Source organism: Pseudomonas aestuarii, from assembly GCF_027988105.1.
GTDB classification, from domain to species: Bacteria; Pseudomonadota; Gammaproteobacteria; order Pseudomonadales; family Pseudomonadaceae; genus Aquipseudomonas; species Aquipseudomonas aestuarii.
In genome coordinates this window covers 432,240-453,628 of the sequence record NZ_JAQJZJ010000004.1, presented here as the reverse complement: position 1 = coordinate 453,628, position 21,389 = coordinate 432,240, and the positions used below count along the sequence as shown (strand labels likewise).

Annotated in this window: 18 protein-coding genes and 1 pseudogene; 7 read left to right on the top strand and 12 right to left on the bottom strand. The window is 64.8% G+C overall.

The genetic code is table 11. The features are described from left to right. Positions 1 to 10: 10 nt before the first annotated feature. Complete coding sequence (locus tag PH586_RS11580; RefSeq protein ID WP_271347905.1) at positions 11 to 1,324, bottom strand: ammonium transporter; 1,314 nt, start codon at positions 1,322 to 1,324, stop codon at positions 11 to 13. Positions 1,325 to 1,363: 39 nt separating this feature from the next. Beyond that, positions 1,364 to 1,702: a P-II family nitrogen regulator gene (gene glnK / locus PH586_RS11575; RefSeq protein ID WP_003096476.1), complete on the bottom strand. Its 339-nt coding sequence runs from the start codon at positions 1,700 to 1,702 to the stop codon at positions 1,364 to 1,366. 408 nt (positions 1,703 to 2,110) lie between these two features. On the opposite strand from glnK, the gene PH586_RS11570 reads away from it, so the two are divergent. Together PH586_RS11570 and PH586_RS11565 are read left to right on the top strand one after the other, a co-directional pair. Next, positions 2,111 to 2,383, top strand: coding sequence for an accessory factor UbiK family protein (locus PH586_RS11570; protein WP_271347904.1), 273 nt, complete (start codon positions 2,111 to 2,113; stop codon positions 2,381 to 2,383). A 34-nt stretch (positions 2,384 to 2,417) separates the two neighbouring features. Then, entirely contained in the window at positions 2,418 to 3,914 is a 1,497-nt protein-coding gene (locus PH586_RS11565) for a YifB family Mg chelatase-like AAA ATPase (protein WP_271347903.1), read from the top strand. A 23-nt stretch (positions 3,915 to 3,937) separates the two neighbouring features. On the opposite strand, the gene PH586_RS11560 is transcribed toward PH586_RS11565, so the two are convergent. After that, positions 3,938 to 4,864, bottom strand: a complete 927-nt coding sequence (locus PH586_RS11560; RefSeq protein ID WP_271347902.1) for a LysR substrate-binding domain-containing protein — start codon at positions 4,862 to 4,864, stop codon at positions 3,938 to 3,940. Positions 4,865 to 4,989: 125 nt separating this feature from the next. On the opposite strand from PH586_RS11560, the gene PH586_RS11555 reads away from it, so the two are divergent. Then, positions 4,990 to 6,399, top strand: coding sequence for a NorM family multidrug efflux MATE transporter (locus tag PH586_RS11555; RefSeq protein ID WP_271347901.1), 1,410 nt, complete (start codon positions 4,990 to 4,992; stop codon positions 6,397 to 6,399). Here the strand turns inward: PH586_RS11555 and PH586_RS11550 are convergent. Further along, the gene (locus PH586_RS11550; protein WP_271347900.1) at positions 6,379 to 8,052 is read right to left on the bottom strand and encodes a putative bifunctional diguanylate cyclase/phosphodiesterase; all 1,674 of its coding nucleotides are present in this window, start codon (positions 8,050 to 8,052) and stop codon (positions 6,379 to 6,381) included. The genes PH586_RS11555 and PH586_RS11550 overlap by 21 nt on opposite strands. Before the next feature lie 268 nt (positions 8,053 to 8,320). On the opposite strand from PH586_RS11550, the gene rep reads away from it, so the two are divergent. Further along, positions 8,321 to 10,330 carry a DNA helicase Rep gene (gene rep / locus PH586_RS11545; protein ID WP_271347899.1) on the top strand — a complete coding sequence of 670 codons (2,010 nt, stop codon included), beginning with the start codon at positions 8,321 to 8,323 and terminating at the stop codon, positions 10,328 to 10,330. A 119-nt stretch (positions 10,331 to 10,449) separates the two neighbouring features. After that, on the top strand, positions 10,450 to 11,022 hold the full coding sequence (locus PH586_RS11540; RefSeq protein ID WP_271347898.1) for a xanthine phosphoribosyltransferase: 573 nt from the start codon (positions 10,450 to 10,452) through the stop codon (positions 11,020 to 11,022). On the opposite strand, the gene PH586_RS11535 is transcribed toward PH586_RS11540, so the two are convergent. The 6 genes and pseudogenes from PH586_RS11535 to dadA all read right to left on the bottom strand — a co-directional run bounded on the left by PH586_RS11535 (position 11,006) and on the right by dadA (position 17,268). Further along, positions 11,006 to 13,129 carry an acetyl-CoA hydrolase/transferase C-terminal domain-containing protein gene (locus tag PH586_RS11535; protein WP_271347897.1) on the bottom strand — a complete coding sequence of 708 codons (2,124 nt, stop codon included), beginning with the start codon at positions 13,127 to 13,129 and terminating at the stop codon, positions 11,006 to 11,008. The genes PH586_RS11540 and PH586_RS11535 overlap by 17 nt on opposite strands. 127 nt (positions 13,130 to 13,256) lie before the next feature. Next, positions 13,257 to 13,673, bottom strand: coding sequence for a c-type cytochrome (locus PH586_RS11530; RefSeq protein ID WP_271347896.1), 417 nt, complete (start codon positions 13,671 to 13,673; stop codon positions 13,257 to 13,259). 120 nt (positions 13,674 to 13,793) lie between these two features. Beyond that, positions 13,794 to 14,342, bottom strand: coding sequence for a cupin domain-containing protein (locus tag PH586_RS11525; protein ID WP_271347895.1), 549 nt, complete (start codon positions 14,340 to 14,342; stop codon positions 13,794 to 13,796). Positions 14,343 to 14,443: 101 nt separating this feature from the next. Next, positions 14,444 to 15,517, bottom strand: a complete 1,074-nt coding sequence (gene alr / locus PH586_RS11520) for an alanine racemase (protein ID WP_271347894.1) — start codon at positions 15,515 to 15,517, stop codon at positions 14,444 to 14,446. 128 nt (positions 15,518 to 15,645) lie between these two features. After that, positions 15,646 to 15,953 (bottom strand): annotated as a pseudogene (locus tag PH586_RS11515) (RidA family protein). 16 nt (positions 15,954 to 15,969) lie between these two features. Next, on the bottom strand, positions 15,970 to 17,268 hold the full coding sequence (gene dadA / locus PH586_RS11510; RefSeq protein ID WP_271347893.1) for a D-amino acid dehydrogenase: 1,299 nt from the start codon (positions 17,266 to 17,268) through the stop codon (positions 15,970 to 15,972). Positions 17,269 to 17,423: 155 nt separating this feature from the next. Between dadA and PH586_RS11505 the strand changes: the two genes are divergently transcribed. Continuing rightward, positions 17,424 to 17,912, top strand: coding sequence for an Lrp/AsnC ligand binding domain-containing protein (locus PH586_RS11505; protein WP_271347892.1), 489 nt, complete (start codon positions 17,424 to 17,426; stop codon positions 17,910 to 17,912). Positions 17,913 to 17,934: 22 nt separating this feature from the next. On the opposite strand, the gene PH586_RS11500 is transcribed toward PH586_RS11505, so the two are convergent. After that, the gene (locus tag PH586_RS11500) at positions 17,935 to 18,288 is read right to left on the bottom strand and encodes a YkgJ family cysteine cluster protein (RefSeq protein ID WP_271347891.1); all 354 of its coding nucleotides are present in this window, start codon (positions 18,286 to 18,288) and stop codon (positions 17,935 to 17,937) included. Positions 18,289 to 18,464: 176 nt separating this feature from the next. On the opposite strand from PH586_RS11500, the gene PH586_RS11495 reads away from it, so the two are divergent. After that, positions 18,465 to 19,778, top strand: a complete 1,314-nt coding sequence (locus PH586_RS11495; RefSeq protein WP_271347890.1) for an NAD(P)/FAD-dependent oxidoreductase — start codon at positions 18,465 to 18,467, stop codon at positions 19,776 to 19,778. A 113-nt stretch (positions 19,779 to 19,891) separates the two neighbouring features. On the opposite strand, the gene PH586_RS11490 is transcribed toward PH586_RS11495, so the two are convergent. Further along, a complete protein-coding gene (locus PH586_RS11490; protein WP_271347889.1) occupies positions 19,892 to 21,055 on the bottom strand; it encodes an MFS transporter in 1,164 nt (387 codons plus the stop codon). Between the last annotated feature and the right edge of the window lie 334 nt (positions 21,056 to 21,389).

The window sequence follows — 21,389 nt, the reverse complement described above, 5'->3', positions numbered from 1 at the left end:
CTCCGTGTGCTTACAGGTTGTAGCCACGCTCGTTGTGCAGGGCGAGATCGAGACCGACCGTCTCTTCCTCGTCACTGACACGCAGGCCCATTACTAGGTCGATCACTTTCAGAATTACGAAGGTCAGCACCGCGGTATAGACCACCGTGAAGGCCACGCCCTCGAACTGCACCCACAACTGCGCGGGGATATTCTCCACTGTGCCGAAGCCACCCAACGCCGGCGCAGCAAAGGCCCCGGTGAGAATGGCGCCAACGATGCCGCCCACGGCATGCACGCCGAAGACATCCAAGGAGTCGTCATAGCCGAATTTGCGTTTCAGGCTGGTCGCGCAGAAGAAACAGATCACCCCCGACGCCAGGCCGATGACCAGCGCCCCCATCGGTCCGGCAGTACCGGACGCTGGAGTTATGGCCACCAGGCCCGCCACCGCACCGGAGGCAATGCCCAGCACGCTGGGCTTGCGGTGGGTGATCCACTCGGCAAACATCCAGCTCAGTGCCGCCGTCGCCGTGGCGATCTGCGTCACCAGCATGGCCATGCCGGCGGTACCGTTGGCAGCCAGGGCCGAACCGGCGTTGAAGCCGAACCAGCCGACCCAGAGCATGCTGGCGCCGATCAGGGTGTAACCGAGGTTATGCGGCGGCATTGCGGTCGTTGGAAAGCCTTTACGCTTGCCCAGCACCAGACAGGCCACCAGACCGGCGATACCGGCGTTGATATGCACCACAGTGCCACCGGCGAAATCCAGTACGCCCCAGTCCCACAACAGTGCACCGTCACCGCCCCACACCATATGCGCCATGGGGGCATAGACGATGGTGAACCAGACAATCATGAACACCAGCATGGCCGAGAACTTCATGCGTTCAGCGAAGGCGCCGACGATCAGGGCCGGGGTGATGATGGCGAAGGTCATCTGGAAGGTGACGAACACACTTTCCGGAATGCCTGCCACCAGGCTGTCACTGGTCAGGCCAGCGAGAAAGGCATGCGACAGGCCGCCGACGAAGGAATTGAAATTGACCACCCCCTGCTCCATGCCGGTGGTGTCAAAGGCCAGGCTGTATCCGTAGACGACCCAGATCACGCTGATCAGACCGGTGATAGCAAAGCACTGCATCAGCACCGACAGGACGTTCTTCGACCGCACCATGCCGGCATAGAACAGGGCCAGCCCCGGAATGGTCATGAACAGCACCAGGACAGTCGCGACTAGCATCCAAGCCGTGTCGCCGCCATTTAGAACTGCCTCGTCGGCCATGGCAAAGCCAGGAACGAGAGACAAAAGGGCTCCTAGCCCTGCGATTTTTCGCAGAGTCATTGGGGGTACTCCTGGGGCGTGGGGGGTTCGCGGGCTTAGTTAGATTGCGTCGGTATCGGTTTCGCCGGTACGGATGCGAATCGCCTGTTCCAGGTTTACAACGAAAATCTTGCCGTCACCGATCTTGCCGGTGTTGGCGGCCTTGGTGATGGCCTCGATGACGCGATCCAACTGGTCATCAGCGATGGCCACGTCAATCTTTACCTTGGGTAGAAAATCGACCACGTATTCAGCGCCGCGGTACAACTCGGTGTGACCCTTTTGCCGACCGAAGCCCTTGACCTCGGTTACGGTAATGCCCTGCACGCCGATTTCCGACAGTGACTCACGGACGTCGTCCAGCTTGAACGGCTTGATGATGGCAGTGACTAGCTTCATGAAACTTTCTCCCGTGTAAGGTGGACTTGCCCCAGGAATTACGAACCCGGCTCAAGTCTAAGCGCTGTGTCTGGCTTTTGTAATGTATCGCTCGCCCCAGGGGACAACAGCGATACCCACCAACCGCTCCTGACGAAACACATCTCGCTTCGCCTAACGCACCGGAACTGCATCGGTGCATTCGTCACAGTCGACTAAGCAGAAAGCTTGCCATATCGCATAAAGTCTATTTATTTCAGATGGTTAACATAAATCACCGGCACCAGGCATAGCCTCGACAGGCGATCAGTGCTCGATATCGGTGCACCTATGCAACCACCCATGCGCAAAAAGTGTGCAGCTCTGAGCGCACCGGCCCAAAGCGAGACTGCGTGCTACACTGCCGCCGTCTGATCCTGGAACCCCGCCATGTTGCCGCCCAAAGCCCTGCTCGATGCACTCAGCTCCCACGCTTCGCGTCTGTTCAACGGCGAAACGCCGCTACCCCGCAGCGAATTCGAAGCCCAGTTCAAGGCCTTGCTGCAGAGCGGTTTCAGCAAGCTCGATCTGGTCAGCCGCGAAGAGTTTGACAGCCAGATGGCGGTCCTCGCCCGCACCCGTGCCCGCCTCGAAGCACTGGAGGCCAAGGTTGCCGAGCTGGAACGAGCCACCGCGCAAGCCGCTACACCGCCGACCGAGTAACCCGCTCGCACGGCTGACGATCAAGGAGTGATCGATGTCCCTGGCCATAGTCCACAGTCGCGCCCAAGTCGGCGTCGAAGCGCCCGCCGTCACCGTCGAGGCGCACCTGGCCAATGGTTTGCCGTCGCTTGCGCTGGTCGGCCTGCCCGAGACCGCGGTCAAGGAAAGCAAGGATCGGGTGCGCAGTGCCATCCTCAACTCCGCCTTCGATTTTCCGCCGCGACGCATCACCCTGAACCTGGCCCCAGCCGACCTGCCCAAGGATGGCGGACGCTTCGACCTGGCCATCGCCCTGGGAATTCTCGCCGCCAGCGGCCAGGTGCCAAGCGGTGCCCTGGAACAGCTCGAGTGCCTGGGTGAATTGGCCTTATCCGGCGCCGTACGTCCAGTACGGGGCGTATTGCCCGCCGCCCTAGCGGCCCGCGCCGCCGGACGCACCTTAGTGGTGCCCAAAGCCAATGCCGAGGAAGCCAGCCTGGCCTCAGGGCTGGTGGTGATCGCCGTGGAACACTTGCTCGAACTGGCCGCGCACCTCAATGGCCAAGCGCCAATCGCGCCCTATCAGTCCTTGGGCTTGCTGCACCGCAGCCGACCCTATCCCGACCTCGCCGAAGTGCAGGGGCAAGTCGCCGCCAAGCGCGCCCTACTGGTCGCGGCCGCCGGCTCGCACAACCTGCTGCTGAGCGGCCCTCCCGGCACCGGCAAGACCCTGCTGGCCAGCCGTCTGCCCGGCCTGCTGCCACCCCTGGACGAGCAGGAGGCGCTGGAAGTTGCCGCCATCCATTCGGTGGCCAGCCACACCCCTCTGGATGCCTGGCCCCAGCGGCCCTTCCGCAACCCCCATCACAGTGCCTCCGGCCCGGCCTTGGTCGGCGGCGGCAGTCGCCCGCAACCCGGGGAAATCACCTTGGCCCATCAGGGCGTGTTGTTCCTGGATGAACTGCCCGAGTTCGACCGCAAGGTCCTGGAGGTGCTGCGCGAACCCCTGGAAAGCGGGCAGATCGTCATCGCCCGGGCCCGCGACAAGGTGCGCTTCCCGGCGCGCTTCCAGCTGGTCGCGGCCATGAACCCCTGCCCCTGCGGCTTTCTCGGCGACCCCAGCGGCCGCTGCCGCTGCAGCAGCGAACAGATCCAGCGCTACCGCGGCAAGCTCTCCGGGCCCCTGCTCGACCGCATCGACCTGCATGTCACGGTGGCGCGCGAGGCCACCGCCCTGCATGTGCCCCCCAGCGACGGCGCCGACACGGCTACTGCGGCCGCCCTGGTGGCACGCGCCCGGCAACGGCAAATCCTGCGCCAAGGCGTGGCCAATGCCTTTCTCGACCTGCCCGGCCTGCGCCAGCACTGTGGCCTGCACGCCGCCGATCAGGGCTGGCTGGAAAGCGCCTGCGAACGCCTCGGCCTGTCCCTGCGCGCGGCGCACCGGGTGCTCAAGGTGGCGCGCACCCTGGCCGACCTCGAACAGGTCGAGCAGATCACCCGCAACCACCTGGCCGAGGCGCTGCAGTACCGCGGTCATCCGCAAGGCTGAGGCCGCCGTGTCCGCAAGGGCCATCAGCCGCGCCGCTGCACCTCTGGCAAACGCATCGCCGCCACTTCGTCGACCAGATAATCGCGCAAGCGCAAGTAGCGCTCCTGACCACGCCGCGCCCTGGGCCAGACCAGGTAGTAGCTGCAGCCGCTGGGCACCGCGCAGGGCCAGGGCAGGCCCAGGCGCCCCTGCTCGACATCCTCGGCGACCAGCACCAGATCGCCGATCGACACGCCGTAGCCACGCGCGGCGGCGACCATGCCCAGCTCCAGGGTGTCGAACACCTGACCGCCCTTCAGCGGCACCTGCTCGGCCAGGCCCATGGCTTGCAGCCATTGGCGCCAATCGCGCCGGTCCGGGGTCGGGTGCAGCAGTTCGGCGCCCTGCAGCCGCGCCAGATCCCAGGCCCCATCCTCGGCTGCCTCGGGCGCGCAGACCGGGATCAGCCATTCGGCGAACAGCAGGGTGCTGCCCCACTCCTCCGGGAATTCGCCATTGCCCAGCAACACCGCGCAATCGAAGGGCTCGCGCTGGAAGTCCACCTTGTCGACGTCCATCCAGGCGCTGGTCAGCTGCACCTCGATATCGGCGTTGTGCAAACGAAAGCGCGACAGGCGCGCCAGCAGCCAGCGCATGGTCAGGGTCGAGGGCGCCTTCAGGCGCAGGATTGCATCGTCGGCGCGCAGGCTGGTGCAGGCACGTTCCAGGGCATCGAAGCCGTCACGCAGCCCGGGCAGCAGCATGCGCGCCGGCTCGGTCAACTCTAGGCTGCGACCGCGGCGTTCGAACAGGCGGCAGGCGAAGTGCTCTTCCAGCGTGCGCACATGCCGGCTCACCGCGCTCTGGGTGATCGCCAACTCCTCGCCGGCGCGGGTGAAGGAGCCATGCCGGGCCGCCGCCTCGAAGGCACGCAAGGCGTACAACGGCGCCAAACGACGGCTTTTATCCATGAGTATTAATCATGCCTGACATGGTTATTTTCCTTTTGTGCGAGTGCTGAAGACTCCCGAGAATGGCGGCATTCTCCGCTCGCCAGGACAGCCCAGGCAAGCCCTCTTACTGAGCCTGACTCATCATGCCGCATGCCCTTCGCAACGAACTCAGCGCCATCCTGCGCCTGGCCGGCCCCCTGATCGCCGCCCAGCTGGCGCATGTCCTCATGGTCTTTACCGACACCGTGATGATGGGTTTGCTCGGCCCGCAGGCCCTGGCCGGTGGCGGCTTGGGCGCGGCCAGCTATGCCTTCGTGTCGATCTTCTGCGTCGGGGTGATCGCCGCGGTCGGCAACCTGGTGGCCATCCGCCACGGTGCCGGCGATAGCGCGGGCGTCACCCGCCTGACCCAGAACGGCCTGTGGCTGGGCTGGGGCCTGGCCTTGCTGGCCGGGGTGGCCCTGTGGCATCTGCAACCGGCGCTGCTGTATGCCGGCCAGTCGGCGGATAACGTCACAGCCGCCATGCTGTTTCTCGCCACCCTGGTCTTCGCCCTGCCCGGCTATATGACCTTTATGGCGCTGCGCGGCTTTACCGCCGCGATCGGCCGCCCCGGTCCGGTGATGGCCATCAGCATTGGCGGCGCGCTGGCCAACGGGGTGCTCAACTACGCACTGATCAAGGGCTGGTTCGGCCTGCCCCACCTGGGCCTGGCCGGCATCGGCCTGGTTACCGCGCTGGTGATGAATGCCATGGCCCTGCTGCTGGCCTGGCATGTACTGCGCCACCGCGCCTATGCCGACTACCCGCTGTGGTGCGGCCTGCTGCGTCCGGCCTGGCGCGAGCTGCAAGAGCTGTTGCGCCTGGGCCTGCCGATTGGCGGCACCTATGCCGTGGAGTCCGGCTTGTTCGCCTTCGCCGCGCTGTGCATGGGCGCCCTCGGCAGCCTGCAACTCGCCGCGCACCAGATCGCGATCATGTCGGTGTATGTGGCCTTCATGGTGCCGGTGGGCTTGTCCTACGCGGTGACCTTCCGCATCGGCCAGCATTTCGGCGCCGGCCGCCTGCTCGAAGCACGTCGTGCCGGACGCCTGGGCATCGGCATCGGCGCCGCGTGCATGCTCGGCTTCGCCGCGCTGTTCTGGCTGGCGCCGCAGTGGGTGGTGGGCTTGTTTCTTGACCGTCTCGACCCGGCCTATGCCAAGGTCACAGCCCTGGCGACAAGCCTGCTGGCGATCGCCGCCTGGTTCGAGTTTTTCGACGGCATCCAGAGCATCGCCATGGGCGCGATTCGCGGCCTCAAGGACGCCAAGACCACCTTCGTCGTCGGCCTCGGCTGCTACTGGCTGATCGGCGCGCCGCTGGCCTGGATCCTGGCCTTCCCACTGGGCTGGGGCGCGCAAGGGGTGTGGTGGGGCTTGGCCAGCGGCCTGGCCTGCGCCGCCATCGGGCTGACCCTGGGCTTCGAGTGGAAGACCGCCCGGCTGCTGCAGCCAGGGCGGGCAACCTGCCTGTCGGATCGCCGTCCGCCCCTAGGGGCCGAGCAGTCCTGACAACGGTTGACGCATCCCGAACACCAGGAAACGCGCCAACTCGTTCAACGGCATCGCCTTGCTGATCAGGTAGCCCTGCACCTGGTCGCAGCCAAACTCGCGCAACAGGGCCAGCTGTTCGGCGTTTTCCACGCCTTCGCCGACCACCTCCAGATTGAGGTTATGCGCCAGATTGATCATCGCCCGCACCAACTGGCGACTCTCTGGACGCTCGTGCATGTCGCCGACGAAGCTCTTGTCGATTTTCAACAGGGCTATCGGCAAGCTGCTGAGGTGGACGAAGGAGGAGAAGCCAGTACCGAAATCGTCCAGGGAAAAGCGCACACCCAGGCGACCGAGCGCCAGCATGGTCTGCTGCACCTGATCACTGCGGCGCATCACCGCAGTCTCGGTCAACTCGAACTCCAGCCAGCGCGCATCGACGCCACGCTCTGCGATCAAGCGGCTGAGCGTCGGCAACAGCTGACTGTCCTGAAACTGGCGGAACGACAGGTTGACCGCCATGTGCAGCGCCGGCAGACCGCGCCCGCGCAACCATTGCATATCGCGCAGGGCCCGGGAGATCACCCAGTAGCCGAGCGGCACGATCAGGCCGCTTTCTTCGGCCAGGGGCACAAACTCGTTAGGCGCCAGCAGGCCGCGCTCACGGTGACGCCAGCGCACCAGCGCTTCGAGGCCAACAATGCGCCCCGTCTGCAAACACAGGCGCGGCTGATAATGCAGCTCGAGCTCGTCGCGCCGCAGCGCCCGGCGCAGCTCAGTTTCCAGCTCGGCCTGGCTGCGCGTGCCGCGACCGGTGCGTTCGTCGAAGACATGGAAGGTGCAGCCTTGCTGGCTCTTGGCTTGCCGCATGGCGATATGCGCATGCCACATCAGCGAGTCAGCGCCCCCATCGGCACGCACGTAGGCCACGCCAATGCTGCAACCGATCAACAGACTCTCACCGTCGACCCAGTAGGGTTCGGCCAGGGCTTCGGTAATGCGCTCGACCAGACGCGGCGCACGCTGCGGATCGCTGCGCACATCGAGCAGCAAGGCAAACTCGTCACTGCCCAGCCGGGCGACCTGATCCCCAGCCTGCAACTGCGCCTTGAGCCGGGTCACCACTTGCCGGATCAAGTGATCGCCGGCCTGGTGGCCGAGGGCATCGTTGGCATGCCGGAAATTGTCCAGATCGAGGTGCGCGAGTGCCACGCCGCGTCCCTGGCATTCGGCCAGACGGGCCGCCAGCAGCGTCTGGAAGCCCTGCCGATTGGCGATGCCGGTCAATGCATCCTGTTCGGCCAGGCGCTGCAGGGTTTCTTGCAGACGACCCTGCTCGCGCACATAGCGCAGGCAGCGACGCAGCACATCGACGCTGAGCACGTCACGTACCAGCCAGTCGCAGACCCCCGCAGGGGCCTCGGCAGGCTCCTCTTCGAGCAGCAGGATGATGGGTAGCGGACAGACTCCTGCCGCTGGCCGACGCGCCTCGGTGGTCAGCAGCAGGCCATTGATCGGGGTATCGAACAAGCTGCTGGCCGCCGCCCACGAGGGCGCGGTGATCAGCGGGAAGATACTGCCCAAGGCGCCTAGCCGCTCGCGCAATAGCTCGGGCCACTCTGGGGTTTCAGCCAGCAGCACCAGCCGCAAGGGTTCGTCGAGCGCGGACAATCAACCTCCCAAGGCCTCAAAGAGAGTCGGCGGGATACCACCGACTACGCCGAAATCGACTTCTAATCAGGCACATCCGAGTGCTACTGTCTGGCATCCTGGATTAAAGACAAAAAACTGACAAGCGCCGCCAGAGTACTGGATTACACGAAATATCCAAGCCTGGCGTACTGCCAGTACTCACTCCATCGCCAAACCCCAGAGGATTCAGGCACAAATCTCAGGGCCTGCTAAAATGCGCGCCCATTCCCCCGCGACGATTGATCCCATGTCCCGACTGAACCCCCGGCAGCAGGAAGCCGTGAACTACGTCGGCGGCCCTCTTTTGGTGCTCGCCGGTGCCGGTTCCGGCAAGACCAGCGTGATCACGCGCAAGATCGCCCACCTGGTGCAGAATTGCGGCATCCAGGCGCGCCACATCGTTGCCATGACCTTCACCAACAAGGCCGCCCGGGAAATGAAGGAACGGGTCGGCAGCCTGCTCAAGGGTCCCGAGGCGCGCGGCCTGACGGTCTCGACCTTCCACAACCTGGGCATGAACATCATCCGCAAGGAGTATGCGGCGCTGGGCTACAAGCCGGGCTTCTCGATCTTCGACGAGGGCGATATCAAGGCGCTGCTCAGCGACATCATGCAGAAGGAATATTCCGGGGACGATGGCGCCGACGAGATCAAGAACTACATCGGCAGCTGGAAGAACGAACTGATCATGCCCGACCAGGCCCTGGCCGAATCGCGGGGCCCCAAGGAGCAGACCGCCGCCATCGTCTACCTGCACTACCAGCGCACGCTCAAGGCCTATAACGCGGTGGACTTCGACGACCTGATCCTGATGCCGGTGAAGCTGTTCCAGGAGCACCCGGACATCCTGGAAAAGTGGCAGAACCGCATCCGCTACCTGCTGGTCGACGAGTACCAGGACACCAACGCCAGCCAGTACCTACTGGTCAAGCTGCTGGTGGGCATGCGCAACCAGTTCACCGTGGTCGGCGACGACGACCAGTCGATCTACGCCTGGCGCGGCGCGCGCCCGGAAAACCTGATGCTGCTGAAAGAGGATTACCCCTCGCTGAAGGTGGTGATGCTGGAGCAGAACTACCGCTCCACCAGCCGCATCCTCAAGTGCGCCAACATCCTCATCGCCAACAACCCCCACGCCTTCGAGAAGCAGTTGTGGAGCGAGATGGGCATGGGCGACGAGATCAGGGTGATCCGCTGCCGCAACGAGGACGCCGAATGCGAGCGGGTGGCCCTGGAGATCCTCACCGAGCACCTGCGCACCCAGCGCCCCTACAGCGACTACGCGATCCTCTATCGCGGCAACTACCAGGCCAAGCTGATGGAGCTGAAGCTGCAGCACCATCAGATCCCATATCGCCTGAGCGGCGGCACCAGCTTCTTCGCCCGCCAGGAGGTGAAGGACCTGATGAGCTACTTCCGCCTGCTGGTCAACCCGGATGATGACAACGCCTTCCTGCGGGTGATCAACGTACCGCGCCGCGAGATCGGCTCCACCACCCTGGAAAAGCTCGGCAACTACGCCACCGGGCGCAAGATCAGCATGTACGCCGCCGCCGGCGAGATGGGCCTGGGCGAACACCTGGATGCGCGCTTCACCGAGCGCCTGGCGCGCTTCACCAAGTGGATGGACCGGGTGCGCCAGGAGTGCGCGCAGAACGAGCCGATCGCCGCAATCCGCAGCATGGTGATGGACATCGATTACGAGAACTGGCTACGCCAGAACGCCTCCAACGACAAGGTCGCCGATGCGCGCATGGGCAACGTCTGGTTCCTCGTCGAGGCGCTGAAGAACACCCTGGAGCGCGACGAAGAAGGCGAGATGACCATCGAGGACGCCATCGGCAAGCTGGTCTTGCGCGACATGCTCGAACGTCAGCAGGAGGAAGAAGACGGCGCCGAAGGCGTGCAGATGATGACCCTGCACGCCTCCAAGGGCCTGGAATACCCCTCGGTGTACATCCTCGGCGTGGAGGAGGAAATCCTCCCGCACCGCTCCAGCATCGAGGCCGACACGGTCGAGGAAGAACGTCGCCTGGCCTACGTCGGCATCACCCGCGCCAAGCGCAACCTGACCATGACCTTCGCCGCCAAGCGCAAGCAGTACGGCGAGATCATCGAGTGCTCGCCGAGCCGCTTTCTCGATGAGCTGCCGCCCGAAGACCTGATCTGGGAAGGCCAGGACGACGCGCCTCCCGAGGTCAAGGCCGCCACCGGCAACTCGGCGCTGGCCAACATGCGCGCCCTGCTGAAGAAATGATCCGGGCGTAGCCCGGGATGCCAGCGGCGAGTGTTTCACCGCCGCTGGCATCCCGGGCTACGCTGCACCACCACACCCCGGCGCAGACCGGGTATTCGCACAACGATGAGGGTAACCGCGTGGAAGCGCTGAAACAGAAGATTCGCGAGGAAGGCACCGTGCTCTCGGAGCAGGTGCTCAAGGTCGATGCCTTTCTCAATCACCAGATCGATCCCGCGCTGATGCAGCAGATCGGCCACGAATTCGCTCGCCGCTTCGCCGGCCTGGGCATCAGCAAGATCGTCACCATCGAGGCCTCGGGCATTGCCCCGGCGATCATGGCCGGCCTGGAACTCGGCGTGCCGGTGATCTTCGCCCGCAAGTACCAGTCGCTGACGCTCAAGGACGACCTCTATACCGCCAAGGTGTTCTCCTTCACCAAGCAGACCGAGAGCACCATCGCCATCTCCGCCAAGCACCTGACCAGCGCCGACCATGTGCTGCTGATCGACGACTTCCTGGCCAACGGCCATGCGGCCCAGGCGCTGATCGACCTGATCCGGCAGGCGGGCGCCAGCATCGCCGGGGTCGGCGTGGTGATCGAGAAGTCGTTCCAGGCCGGCCGCGCCGAACTGGACGCGCAAGGCTACCGGGTCGAATCCCTGGCGCGCATCCACTCGCTGGAAGGTGGCCAGGTCAGCTTTCTCGACTAGTCGCTTGCAGGCCAGCCAGCAGCAGACGCCGATAGAGGGCCTCGCGCAGCCCCTGCGGACGGGCCAAGCCCATACGCGCCAGTTGCGGCATGAAGGCGGCGGCCGGCGGCGCAGCCAGCACGGCCTTGCTCAGGGCCACCACCGCCCCTGGCCTGGCCCGGGCCTTGAGCCAGTCCAGTGCGCGCAGCAGGTCGCGCTCCTCGCCAGTGAAGTCGCAACCCAGCGGATACTCGCCGAAGAGCGCCGAATGCCGCGCCTGCAGCTTCTGCAGGCGCTGCGGGTAATTGTCGGCGAAGCGCTGATCGAGGCGAAAATCCCCGGGCAGCTTGCCCGCTTGTTGCGCTTGGGCGATCAGCCGGGGCTGAAAACGCGAATCACTGATCGCCAGCAGCGCCTCTATCACCTCGGCATCGGTCTTGCCGCGCAGGTCGGCGATGCCGTACTCGGTCACCACCATGTCGCGCAGATGACGGGGAATAGTGACATGGCCGTAGCGCCAGACGATGTTCGAGCTGACTCGCCCAGCGGCCTCGCGCCAACTGCGCAGCATCAGAATCGAGCGCGCGCCCTCCAGCGCGTGAGCCTGGGCGACGAAGTTGTATTGCCCGCCAACGCCACTGAGCACGCGGCCATCCTCCAGCTGATCGGCCACCCCGGCGCCCAGCAGGGTCATGCAGAACACCGAGTTGATGAAGCGCGCATCGCGGCGCTGCAGGCGCTTGAGTGGCTCGTCGCCATAGAGTTCATTGATGAAGTGAATCCCGCACATGGCGAACTGCGCGCGCCGCTCCGGCGCCAGGGCACCCAAGCGTCGATAGAAATCTGCCGGGCCGAGAAAGAAGCCGCCATGCAGCACCGCCCCGTCGGCAGCCGGGCGCAGGTAATCGTGCAGCGCATCCTGGGTCTGCCGATGACTCAACTCGCTCGGCAGCTGGCGACCATCGGGCAGTCGCAGGTAATCGCCGTGCACCTGCAGCGCCGGGTCCAGCAGGCCGACAGCCTGCAGCCAGGCCAGGGTCTGCGCATCCAGCCGGCTCGGTACGCCGGCGTCGAGCAAGAGCTGCACACTGCGCGGCCGCCCCTCGCCGTCCAGCGCACCGGCAACGGCCAACTGCTGCACGCGCCGGTCGGGATACACCCGCCGACGTACGATCCCGGCTTCGGCCAGGGCCAGCAAGCCGTTGACGAACATTTCGCTGCAGCCATACAGGCCTGCGGCGAAGGGGTGCAGCTCAGCGCCCCGGGCCACCGCCGCCCCCGGCAGTTCTGCCAGCAGCGCACGGTAGCCGCTGTTGTCAGCTTGTCGGGCCAACAGCGCCGCACTCACCGCGTCGCCCATCGCACCGATGCCGATTTGCAGGGTACCGCCGTCACGCACCTGGCTGCTGGCATGCAGACCGATGCAGTGATCCTGCACGCTGACCGGCATGTTCGGCGTGGAAAACAGGGGACCGCGCTCCACCTCCTGCAGCTGCAGGTCGAAGCTGTCGCGCGCCACCTGCGCTGCACCCGCCATATAGGGCAACGCCTCGTGCACCTGGGCCAGACAGACAATGGTTTCCCCGGCCGCACGACGCCTGGCCAGCAGCGGCAGCAGGTCCAGGGTGATATCCGGGTTGCAGCTGAGGCTGAAGTGTTCGGGCCTCTGCGGATCGCAGGCGACCAACTGGGCAATCAGATTCACGCCCTTATCGTTGAGGTCGCGGGCCACATGGCTGTAATTGCAACTGATGTAGTCCTGTTGCGCCGGCGGACTGTTCAGCAGGCTGCCCGGTTGCAGGTAGAACTGTTCGATATGCACATTGGCGGGCAGGCGGTCGGCGTGCAGGTCGGCGAGAAAGTCCAGTTCGGGATAGTCGCCGTAGATGCGTTCGACCAACGGCTCGAGAAAACGCCGCTGCAGATCGTGCGAAGCGCGCGGGCGACCCAGGCACAAGGCGGTGTAGATCGTCAGCCGGCGCTGCGGCAACTGCTTGATCCGCGCGTACAAGGCATTGACCCAGCGGTTCGGCTTGCCCAACCCCAAGGGCAGGCCCAGGCGAATCGGCCCCTGGATGTCCTGCATGACACGCTCTACGGCTTGCTCGATGGAACATAGCTGCGGCATCTGGCGACTCCCGACGGCATCCCTGAGAGATTCAGTCTGGACCCTGCAACAGGCTTTGCATGGCAACAGCGCGGTGCCCCAACGCAAAAAGCCGCCCGAAGGCGGCTTTTATCCCAGCGCTGATGGCTTACAGGCCGGACATCTTCTCGATGGCGGCGCGCAGTTCGTCATCCGAGCAGTCGGCACAGGTGCCCATCGGCGGCATCGAGTTCAGGCCCGCGATCGCATTCGCCAGCAAGCCATCGACACCATTGGTCGCACGAGCCTGCCAGGCCGCCGTGTCACCGATCTTCGGTGCGCCGAGCACGCCAGAGGTATGGCAAGCGCCACAGTGCTTGGCAACGATGTCGTCGCCAGTGCGCGCACCGCCACCAGCGGCGGCGGCCACGGTCTCGATGCCCTTGCATTCTTCGCCCATGATGCAGACTTCACCAACCGGCTTCAGACGTTCGGCGATGGCCTCATCGGTCGTGGCCTGAGCAGTCACGGCCCACATTGCCAAGACGGCAGCCGGCGCTATCAGCATTTTCTTAATCAGATTCACGGTACACCCTCATCGTGGCTAGTCACGCCCGCGGCCACGGTTTCGCGAGCGGGCGACAGTATAACGGGAAGCCTGTCAGGCTGAAACAACCCAGATTGTCGCAGGCCGGCACGCTGCCGCTTAGAAATTCGCCGGAGTAGTGGCACTGATCAGCCGCGCCGGTTGTTCGAACGGATTGCGGAAGCGGTGCGGCCGGGTGCTCTCGAAGTAGTAACTGTCGCCCGGCTCGAGAATGAATACCTGCTCGCCGACGGTCAGTTCGAGGCGCCCTTCCACCAGCAGGCCGGTTTCCTCGCCCTCATGGGTGTACATATCGTCGCCGGTATCGGAGCCGACCGGATAGGTTTCGTCGAGCAGGGTAATCGCCCGGTTCGGGTGGGTCTTGCCCACCAGTTTCATGCTGATCGCACCACTGTGGATATCCGTGAGCTCGGCCGCCCGGTAGACCACCTGGGCCAGGTTGCCGTCCTCGCCGTCCTGGGAGAAGAACTCCACCAGCGACATGGGGATACCCGCCAACACCTTTTTCAGCGAACTGATCGAGGGGCTCACGCTGTTCTTCTCGATCATCGAAATGGTGCTGTTGGTGACGCCTGCCCGCTTAGCGAGTTCACGCTGGGACAGGCCTTTGAGTTTGCGAATGGATTGCAGTCGAATACCGACGTCCAATGCTGGAGCCCCCTCGGGAAGATACGGAAAAGTGTCCGTATCATGGCAACAGCGTTCAGTATTTACAACACCCTGATTGCAATTCCTGCCCAGTAGCGGGCTCAGCCCTCGCAATAGAGCAGCGGCACCCGGCGCAGGTTGCAGAAAAGCTGGTAAGGAATGCTGCCGGCGCGGATTGCTACGTCGCTGGCAAGCACCTGTTTGCCCCACAACTCGACCCGGCTGCCGAGACCGGCGCCGGGCAAGTCGCTGAGATCGACGCAGAGCATGTCCATCGACACCCGGCCGATCAGCCGGCTCGGCTGGCCATCGACCAGCACCGGCGTGCCGGTCGGCGCATGCCGCGGGTAGCCGTCGGCATAACCCATGGCAACCACGCCAACCCGGGTCGGCCGCTCGGTGACGAAACGCGCGCCATAGCCGACCGGTTCGCCGACGGGCAGTTCGCGCACGCTGATGACCTTCGATTCCAGGGTCATCACCGGCTGCAGGCGTGCGGCCACGGCCTGATCCTGCTCGAACGGCGTGGCGCCGTAGAGCATGATGCCCGGTCGCACCCAGTCGCTCGGCACCTGCGGCCAGCCGAGCACGGCCGGCGAGTTGCGCAGGCTGATTTCCGCCGCCAAGCCCTGCCGCGCCTGCTCGAACACCGCCAGTTGCTCGGTGCTGCGCGGGCAATCCAGCTCGTCGGCGCGGGCGAAGTGGCTCATCAGCACGATCTTCGCCACCTGGCCGGTCGCCAGCAGGCGCCGGTAGGCCGCCTGGTAATCCTCGGGAAACAGACCGACGCGGTGCATGCCCGAATCCAGCTTGAGCCAGACGTTCAGCGGCTTGCGCAGCGACGCCCGCTCGATGGCCTCGACCTGCCACAACGCATGGACCACGCACCAGAGGTCATGCTGTTCGATCAGCGCCAGCTCGTCGGCCTCGAAGAAGCCTTCCAGCAGCAGGATAGGCGCGCGAATCCCGGCCTCACGCAGCGCCAGCGCCTCCTCGATGCAGGCCACGGCGAAACCGTCGGCCTCGGCTTCCAGCGCCTGCGCGCAGCGCACCGCACCATGCCCGTAGGCATCGGCCTTGATCACCGCCAGCGCCTTGGCGCCGGTGACCTCGCGGGCCAACCGGTAGTTGTGACGCAGGGCTTGCAGGTCGATCAGGGCACGGGCTGGACGCATGGCAGGGCACTTCTTGTCGTTGAATAGCGGAGGATGCTGGCGCATCGATCCCGGGGTTCGCGGATTGCTGATTAAAAAAGCCCGGCGGGACAGCCGGGCAAAAGCCAACTAGAGCCTGGGCGAGGCGCTCAAACAGCCGCCACCACCATCATTTCGACCAGCACGTCTGGGGCGTACATCTGCGCCTCGACGCAGGCACGACCCGGTGCGGTGCCGGGGGCAAGCCACTGGTCCCAGACCTGGTTGAGACCGGCGTAGTCGCGCGCCATGTCCTTGAGGTAGATGGTCACCGAGAGGATGCGTGACTTGTCGCTGCCGGCCTCGGCCAGCATCGCCTCGATGTTGGCCAGGGTCTCGCGGGTCTGCTGCACAATATCGCCGCGGTAATCATCCGCCAACTGCCGGCCAGGTAGACCGTGCCGTTGTGGATGTTGATTTAGCTGTAACGGCTTTCAGTGCGCAGGCGCTGGATTGACATGCTTCAAGGCCTCCGAGGAGCGGCTGTAGCGGAAGACATCCAGGCCTTCGGCGCTGATCTGCGGACGTCTCGATGCCATCACGTCGGCGAGGAAACGACCGGAGCCGCAGGCCATGGTCCAGCCCAGCGTGCCGTGGCCGGTATTGAGGAACAAATTACGCATGCGGGTGGCGCCGACGATCGGTGTGCCATCCGGGGTGGCCGGACGCAGACCGGTCCAGAACTCTGCCTGCTGCAGATCGCCGCCTTGCGGGTAGAGGTCGGCAGTGATCATTTCCAGGGTCGCGCGGCGGCGCGGGTTCAGGCTCAGGTCGAAACCGGCGATCTCGGCCATGCCGCCAACCCGGATGCGATTGTCGAAGCGGGTGATGGCGACCTTGTAGGTCTCATCGAGGATGGTCGAGGTCGGCGCCATGTCGCCATTGGTGATCGGCACCGTCAGCGAATAGCCCTTGAGCGGGTAGATCGGCGCACGAATGCCCAGCGGCTTGAGCAGTTGCGGGCTGTAGCTGCCGAGGGCCAGCACGTAGCGATCGGCGGTTTCCAGCTTGCCGTCGATCCACACGCCATTGATCCGGTCGCCGGCAAAGTCCAGGCGCTCGATAGTCTGGCCAAAGCGGAATTCCACGCCCAGCTGCTTGGCCATCTCGGCCAGCTTGGTGGTAAACATCTGGCAGTCGCCGGTCTGGTCGTTGGGCAGGCGCAGGGCGCCGGCCAGCTTGTGCTTGACCCCGGCCAGGGCCGGCTCGACCCGGACGATGCCGTCGCGGTCGAGCAGTTCGAAGGGCACGCCCGACTGCTTGAGCACGGCGATGTCCTTGGCCGCGTTGTCGACCTGAGCCTGGGTGCGGAACAGCTGGGTGGTGCCCAGACGGCGGCCTTCATAGCCGATGCCGGTCTCGGCACGCAGCTCGTCGAGGCAGTCGCGGCTGTACTCGGACAGGCGCACCATGCGCTCCTTGTTCACCGCATAGCGGCTGGCGGTGCAGTTGCGCAGCATCTGCGCCATCCACAGGTACTGGTCGATATCGGCGGTGGCCTTGATCGCCAGTGGGGCGTGCTTCTGCAGCAGCCACTTGATGGCTTTCAGCGGCACGCCAGGCGCGGCCCAGGGCGAGGCGTAACCGGGGGAGACCTGACCGGCGTTGGCGAAGCTGGTTTCCAGGGCCGGGCCGTCCTGACGGTCGACGACCACCACCTCGAAGCCCTGGCGAGCCAGGTAGTACGCACTCGCCACACCCACCACACCACTACCCAGTACCAGAACCCGCATCGTCATCTCCTCGCCGCGACTATGCGCTGGCGTTTTTTGTTTTGAGCGTTGATGCGCGCAGTATATTGAGCACTAGCCAGTGCCTTTCACTATATATATAACTATATTTGGCGAGAATACTTGGCAAAATCGACTTAAACGGAGGGGCATCCCCCATGCGCACCCAGCATCAGAGCCGTCGCGAACTGGACAAGATCGACCGCAATATCCTGCGTCTGCTGCAGGAGGACGGGCGTATCTCCTTCACCGAACTGGGCGAGCGGGTCGGCCTGTCGACCACGCCCTGCACCGAGCGGGTCCGCCGCCTGGAGCGCGAGGGCATCATCATGAGCTACAACGCCCGGCTCAACCCGCAGTACCTCAAGGCCAGCCTGCTGGTGTTCGTCGAGATCAGCCTGGACTACAAGTCCGGCGATACCTTCGAGGAGTTCCGCCGCGCCGTGCTCAAGCTGCCGCATGTGCTCGAGTGCCACCTGGTTTCCGGCGACTTCGATTACCTGGTGAAGGCGCGGATCAACGAGATGGCCAGCTACCGCAAGCTGCTCGGCGACATCCTGCTGAAGCTGCCGCACGTGCGCGAGTCGAAGAGCTATATCGTCATGGAAGAGGTCAAGGAATCGTTGGCGCTGCCCATTGCGGAATAGCTCGCAGGCGGCGCGGCGCGACCTACACCAGCACCTGGCGGGTGCTGGCGATCAGCTGGTGTACCTGCTGCTCGACATGCGCCTCGATCGGCGTCTCCGGCCCCCGGCCATGTGGACAGGGCAGGCTTTTGCTGGTGCCGAACAGGCGACAGATCAACGGGCGCTGGTCGTAGACCTCGCAGCCCTGCGGCCCGAGGTGCACGCAATCCAGCTCGGCCAGCGCGGCGTCATGGGCGGCATCGCTTTTCACCGGCAGACGGGCCATCTCCTCGGACGAAGCAGTGACCGGCCCACAGCAGTCGTGACAGCCGGGCACGCATTCGAAACTGGGAATCTGCAAACGCAAGTGGTCAATCTTGCGGCTGGTGCAACTCATGGCAGCGCTCCTGACTGAATAGCCGGCATGGTAACCGCTGGCCGGCCGTACTCGCGGCGAATCCAGCGGTTTAACCGACGAAACTCGGATTATTTGCCGATTGCCTCTTGGCGTTTGGCGAAGTTGACGCTTATTCTTCGTAAAATTTTCCAAACACAACAATCAGGATTTCACACATGAACGCCCGCGTTCACCAACCGGTCCACAACACCCAGCACGCCACCTCCTACTACGCCGCCAGCGCCAATCGGCAACTGGCCTATCCAGCACTGGAGGGTGAGCTGCGCGCTGACGTGTGCATTGTCGGCGGCGGTTTTTCCGGGCTGAACACGGCGATCGAGCTGGCGCAGAAAGGCCTTTCGGTGGTGCTGCTGGAAGCCCACAAGATCGGCTGGGGCGCCAGCGGGCGCAATGGCGGCCAGCTGATTCGCGGGGTCGGCCATGGCGTCGAGCAGTTCGAATCGGTCATCGGCGCAGAGGGTGTACGCGAACTCAAGTTGATGGGCCTGGAAGCGGTGGAAATCGTCCGCCGCCGGGTCGCGCAGTTCAATATCGACTGCGACCTGACCTGGGGCTATTGCGACCTGGCGAACAAACCCGCTCATCTCGACGGCTTCGCCGCCGACATGGCCGAGCTGAAAAGCCTCGGCTATCGCCATGAACTGCGCCTGCTGCAGCCCGAGCAGATGCACGAGGTGGTTGGCTCAGACCGCTACGTCGGGGGTCTGATCGACATGGGCTCTGGCCACCTGCACCCGCTCAACCTGGCCTTGGGCGAAGCCGCCGCCGCGCAGTCGCTGGGCGTGCAGCTGTTCGAAAATTCGGCAGTCACGCGCATCGACTACGGCCACCAAGTGAGAGTCCACACCGCCCAAGGCGTGGTCAGCGCGGCTCACCTGGTGCTCGGCTGCAACGCCTACCTGGGCGCACTGAACCCAACCCTGGGCGGCAAGGTGCTCCCAGCCGGCAGCTACGTGATCGCCACCGAGCCACTTTCCGAGGCCCAAGCCCGCGCGATCATTCCGCAGAACATGGCGCTCTGTGACCAGCGCGTGGCCCTCGACTACTACCGCCTGTCCGCCGATCGGCGCCTGCTGTTCGGTGGCGCCTGCCACTATTCCGGACGCGACCCGGCGGACGTCGCCGGCTACATGCGCCCGAAAATGCTGGCCGTGTTTCCCCACCTGCAGGATGTGCGGATCGACTACCAGTGGGGCGGCATGATCGGCATCGGCGCCAACCGCCTGCCGCAGATCGGTCGGCTCAAGGATCAGGCCAACGTCTACTATGCCCAGGCCTACTCCGGCCACGGCGTCAACGCCACCCACCTGGCCGGCAAACTGCTGGCCGAGGCCATCGCCGGCCAGGCCAGCCAGGGCTTCGACCTGTTCGCCCAGGTGCCGCACATGACCTTCCCCGGCGGCCAGTACCTGCGCTCGCCGCTGCTGGCCCTGGGCATGCTCTGGCACCGCCTCAAGGAACTGATCTGATCCGGCGGCAGGCCAAGCATCGGGGCCGGAACATCCAGCCCCGGCTCGCGTAAATCCCATTAAACAAGGTGGTTAGCCGACGAGAACGGCAGCGCATTGCTGGCTACGCCGCGCTAGTCACCGCGCACCGAGGTGGCCGCTGCGAACTGGTCATCGCCGGCCTGGCCGCGCCAGGCCAGCACCACGAACACCGCGGCCCCCAGCGCCATCAGCAGCGGCAACGCATGGCCACTGACCCACTGGCCACCCGCGCCGGTGGCCAGCGGGCCGACCAGGCAGCCGATGCCCCAGAGTTGCGCCACGTGGGCATTGGCGCGCACCAGTTCATCGTCGCGGTAGCGCTCGCCGATCAGGATCAGCGACAGGGTGAACAGCCCGCCGGCGCTGGCACCGAACAGCACCAACAGCGGCCAGATCAACGGCGTATGCAGCAGCAGCGGAATGGCCAGGCTGGCGCCCAGCAGGATCAGCCCGCAACCACGGAACAGCGTGCGCCGCGACATGCGGTCGGCCAGCAGGCCGATCGGCAGTTGCAGGGCGGCATCGCCGACCACCACCACGCTGACCATGAACAGCGCCACCTCCTGGGTAAAGCCCTGACGCAGGCCATAGATCGGCAGCAGGGTCAGCATCATCGCCTCGAACGCGGCGAACAGCATCACCGCCCAGGCGATGGCCGGCAGCTTGCGGCAGAATGCCGGCAGGCCACGCCCCGAGGCACTATGGGCATCCACCCGCGGCGCCCCCGTGCGCCCCCAGAGGATCAAGGATCCGCCGATCAGCAAACCGACGCCCGCCCAGAACCCCTGATCGGTGCTGGTGCCCAACGCCGTCAGCAGTAGCGGCCCACAGAGTTGGCTCAACGCATAGCCGGTGCCATACAGGGCGACCAAGCGGCCGCGCCACTTCTCCACGGCCAGTTGGTTGATCCAGCTTTCGCCGAGAATGAACACCACGGTCAGCGCCACGCCGATCAGCAGGCGCAACAGCAGCCACACCGCATAGCTCTGCATCAGTGCCAACAGGCCCACGGACAGGGCGCCAACCAGCAGGCACAGCTGCATCAGCCGAGTGGTGCCGAAGTACCCCGCCAACCGGCCAGCCAGGGATGCGCCGAGCAGGACGCCCACCGCCGGAGTCGCCGCCATCACGCCGATGGCAAAGGAGTCATAGCCCCAACTCTCGAGGCGCAGCGACACCAGCGGCATGGTCACCCCGAGGGCCAGGCCGATGCTGATGACTGCCGAGCAGACCGCGAAATAAGTACCCCACCGCATTGCCAGACTCCTTCATGTCGTGGCTGGATGACAAAACAAAACGGCCGGGTTTCCCAAGGAAACCCGGCCGCAGGTGTGGCTCGCAAAGAGCCGGCCCCTCAACTCGAGGGGCGGACCTCAAGGGAGAACAAAAACGCTCCCCTTAAAACAGATTATCGACCGAAACCAACTCCGACAAAGATCTCCTGGGCTAAGGCCAGAACCAACGACCAACGGGAGTAACAGCCGAAGGCTGGCCCGAAGGGTGAGCGCCAGCGAATAAGGCGCCCCGGAGCTTTTAAGCGCAGCGTACTGCAGTACGTGAGCATTAAAAGCGAGGACGCAACGCCGTATG

Coding starts and splice junctions, on each gene's coding strand:
- PH586_RS11555 (WP_271347901.1), top strand. CDS start 4,990: ATGCCGCATGCCCTTCGCAACGAACTCAGCGCCATCCTGCGCCTGGCC.
- dadA (WP_271347893.1), bottom strand. CDS start 17,268: ATGCGGGTTCTGGTACTGGGTAGTGGTGTGGTGGGTGTGGCGAGTGCG.
- PH586_RS11565 (WP_271347903.1), top strand. CDS start 2,418: ATGTCCCTGGCCATAGTCCACAGTCGCGCCCAAGTCGGCGTCGAAGCG.
- PH586_RS11580 (WP_271347905.1), bottom strand. CDS start 1,324: ATGACTCTGCGAAAAATCGCAGGGCTAGGAGCCCTTTTGTCTCTCGTT.
- PH586_RS11500 (WP_271347891.1), bottom strand. CDS start 18,288: ATGAGTTGCACCAGCCGCAAGATTGACCACTTGCGTTTGCAGATTCCC.
- PH586_RS11570 (WP_271347904.1), top strand. CDS start 2,111: ATGTTGCCGCCCAAAGCCCTGCTCGATGCACTCAGCTCCCACGCTTCG.
- rep (WP_271347899.1), top strand. CDS start 8,321: ATGTCCCGACTGAACCCCCGGCAGCAGGAAGCCGTGAACTACGTCGGC.
- alr (WP_271347894.1), bottom strand. CDS start 15,517: ATGCGTCCAGCCCGTGCCCTGATCGACCTGCAAGCCCTGCGTCACAAC.
- PH586_RS11535 (WP_271347897.1), bottom strand. CDS start 13,129: ATGCCGCAGCTATGTTCCATCGAGCAAGCCGTAGAGCGTGTCATGCAG.
- PH586_RS11490 (WP_271347889.1), bottom strand. CDS start 21,055: ATGCGGTGGGGTACTTATTTCGCGGTCTGCTCGGCAGTCATCAGCATC.
- PH586_RS11505 (WP_271347892.1), top strand. CDS start 17,424: ATGCGCACCCAGCATCAGAGCCGTCGCGAACTGGACAAGATCGACCGC.
- PH586_RS11495 (WP_271347890.1), top strand. CDS start 18,465: ATGAACGCCCGCGTTCACCAACCGGTCCACAACACCCAGCACGCCACC.
- PH586_RS11560 (WP_271347902.1), bottom strand. CDS start 4,864: ATGGATAAAAGCCGTCGTTTGGCGCCGTTGTACGCCTTGCGTGCCTTC.
- glnK (WP_003096476.1), bottom strand. CDS start 1,702: ATGAAGCTAGTCACTGCCATCATCAAGCCGTTCAAGCTGGACGACGTC.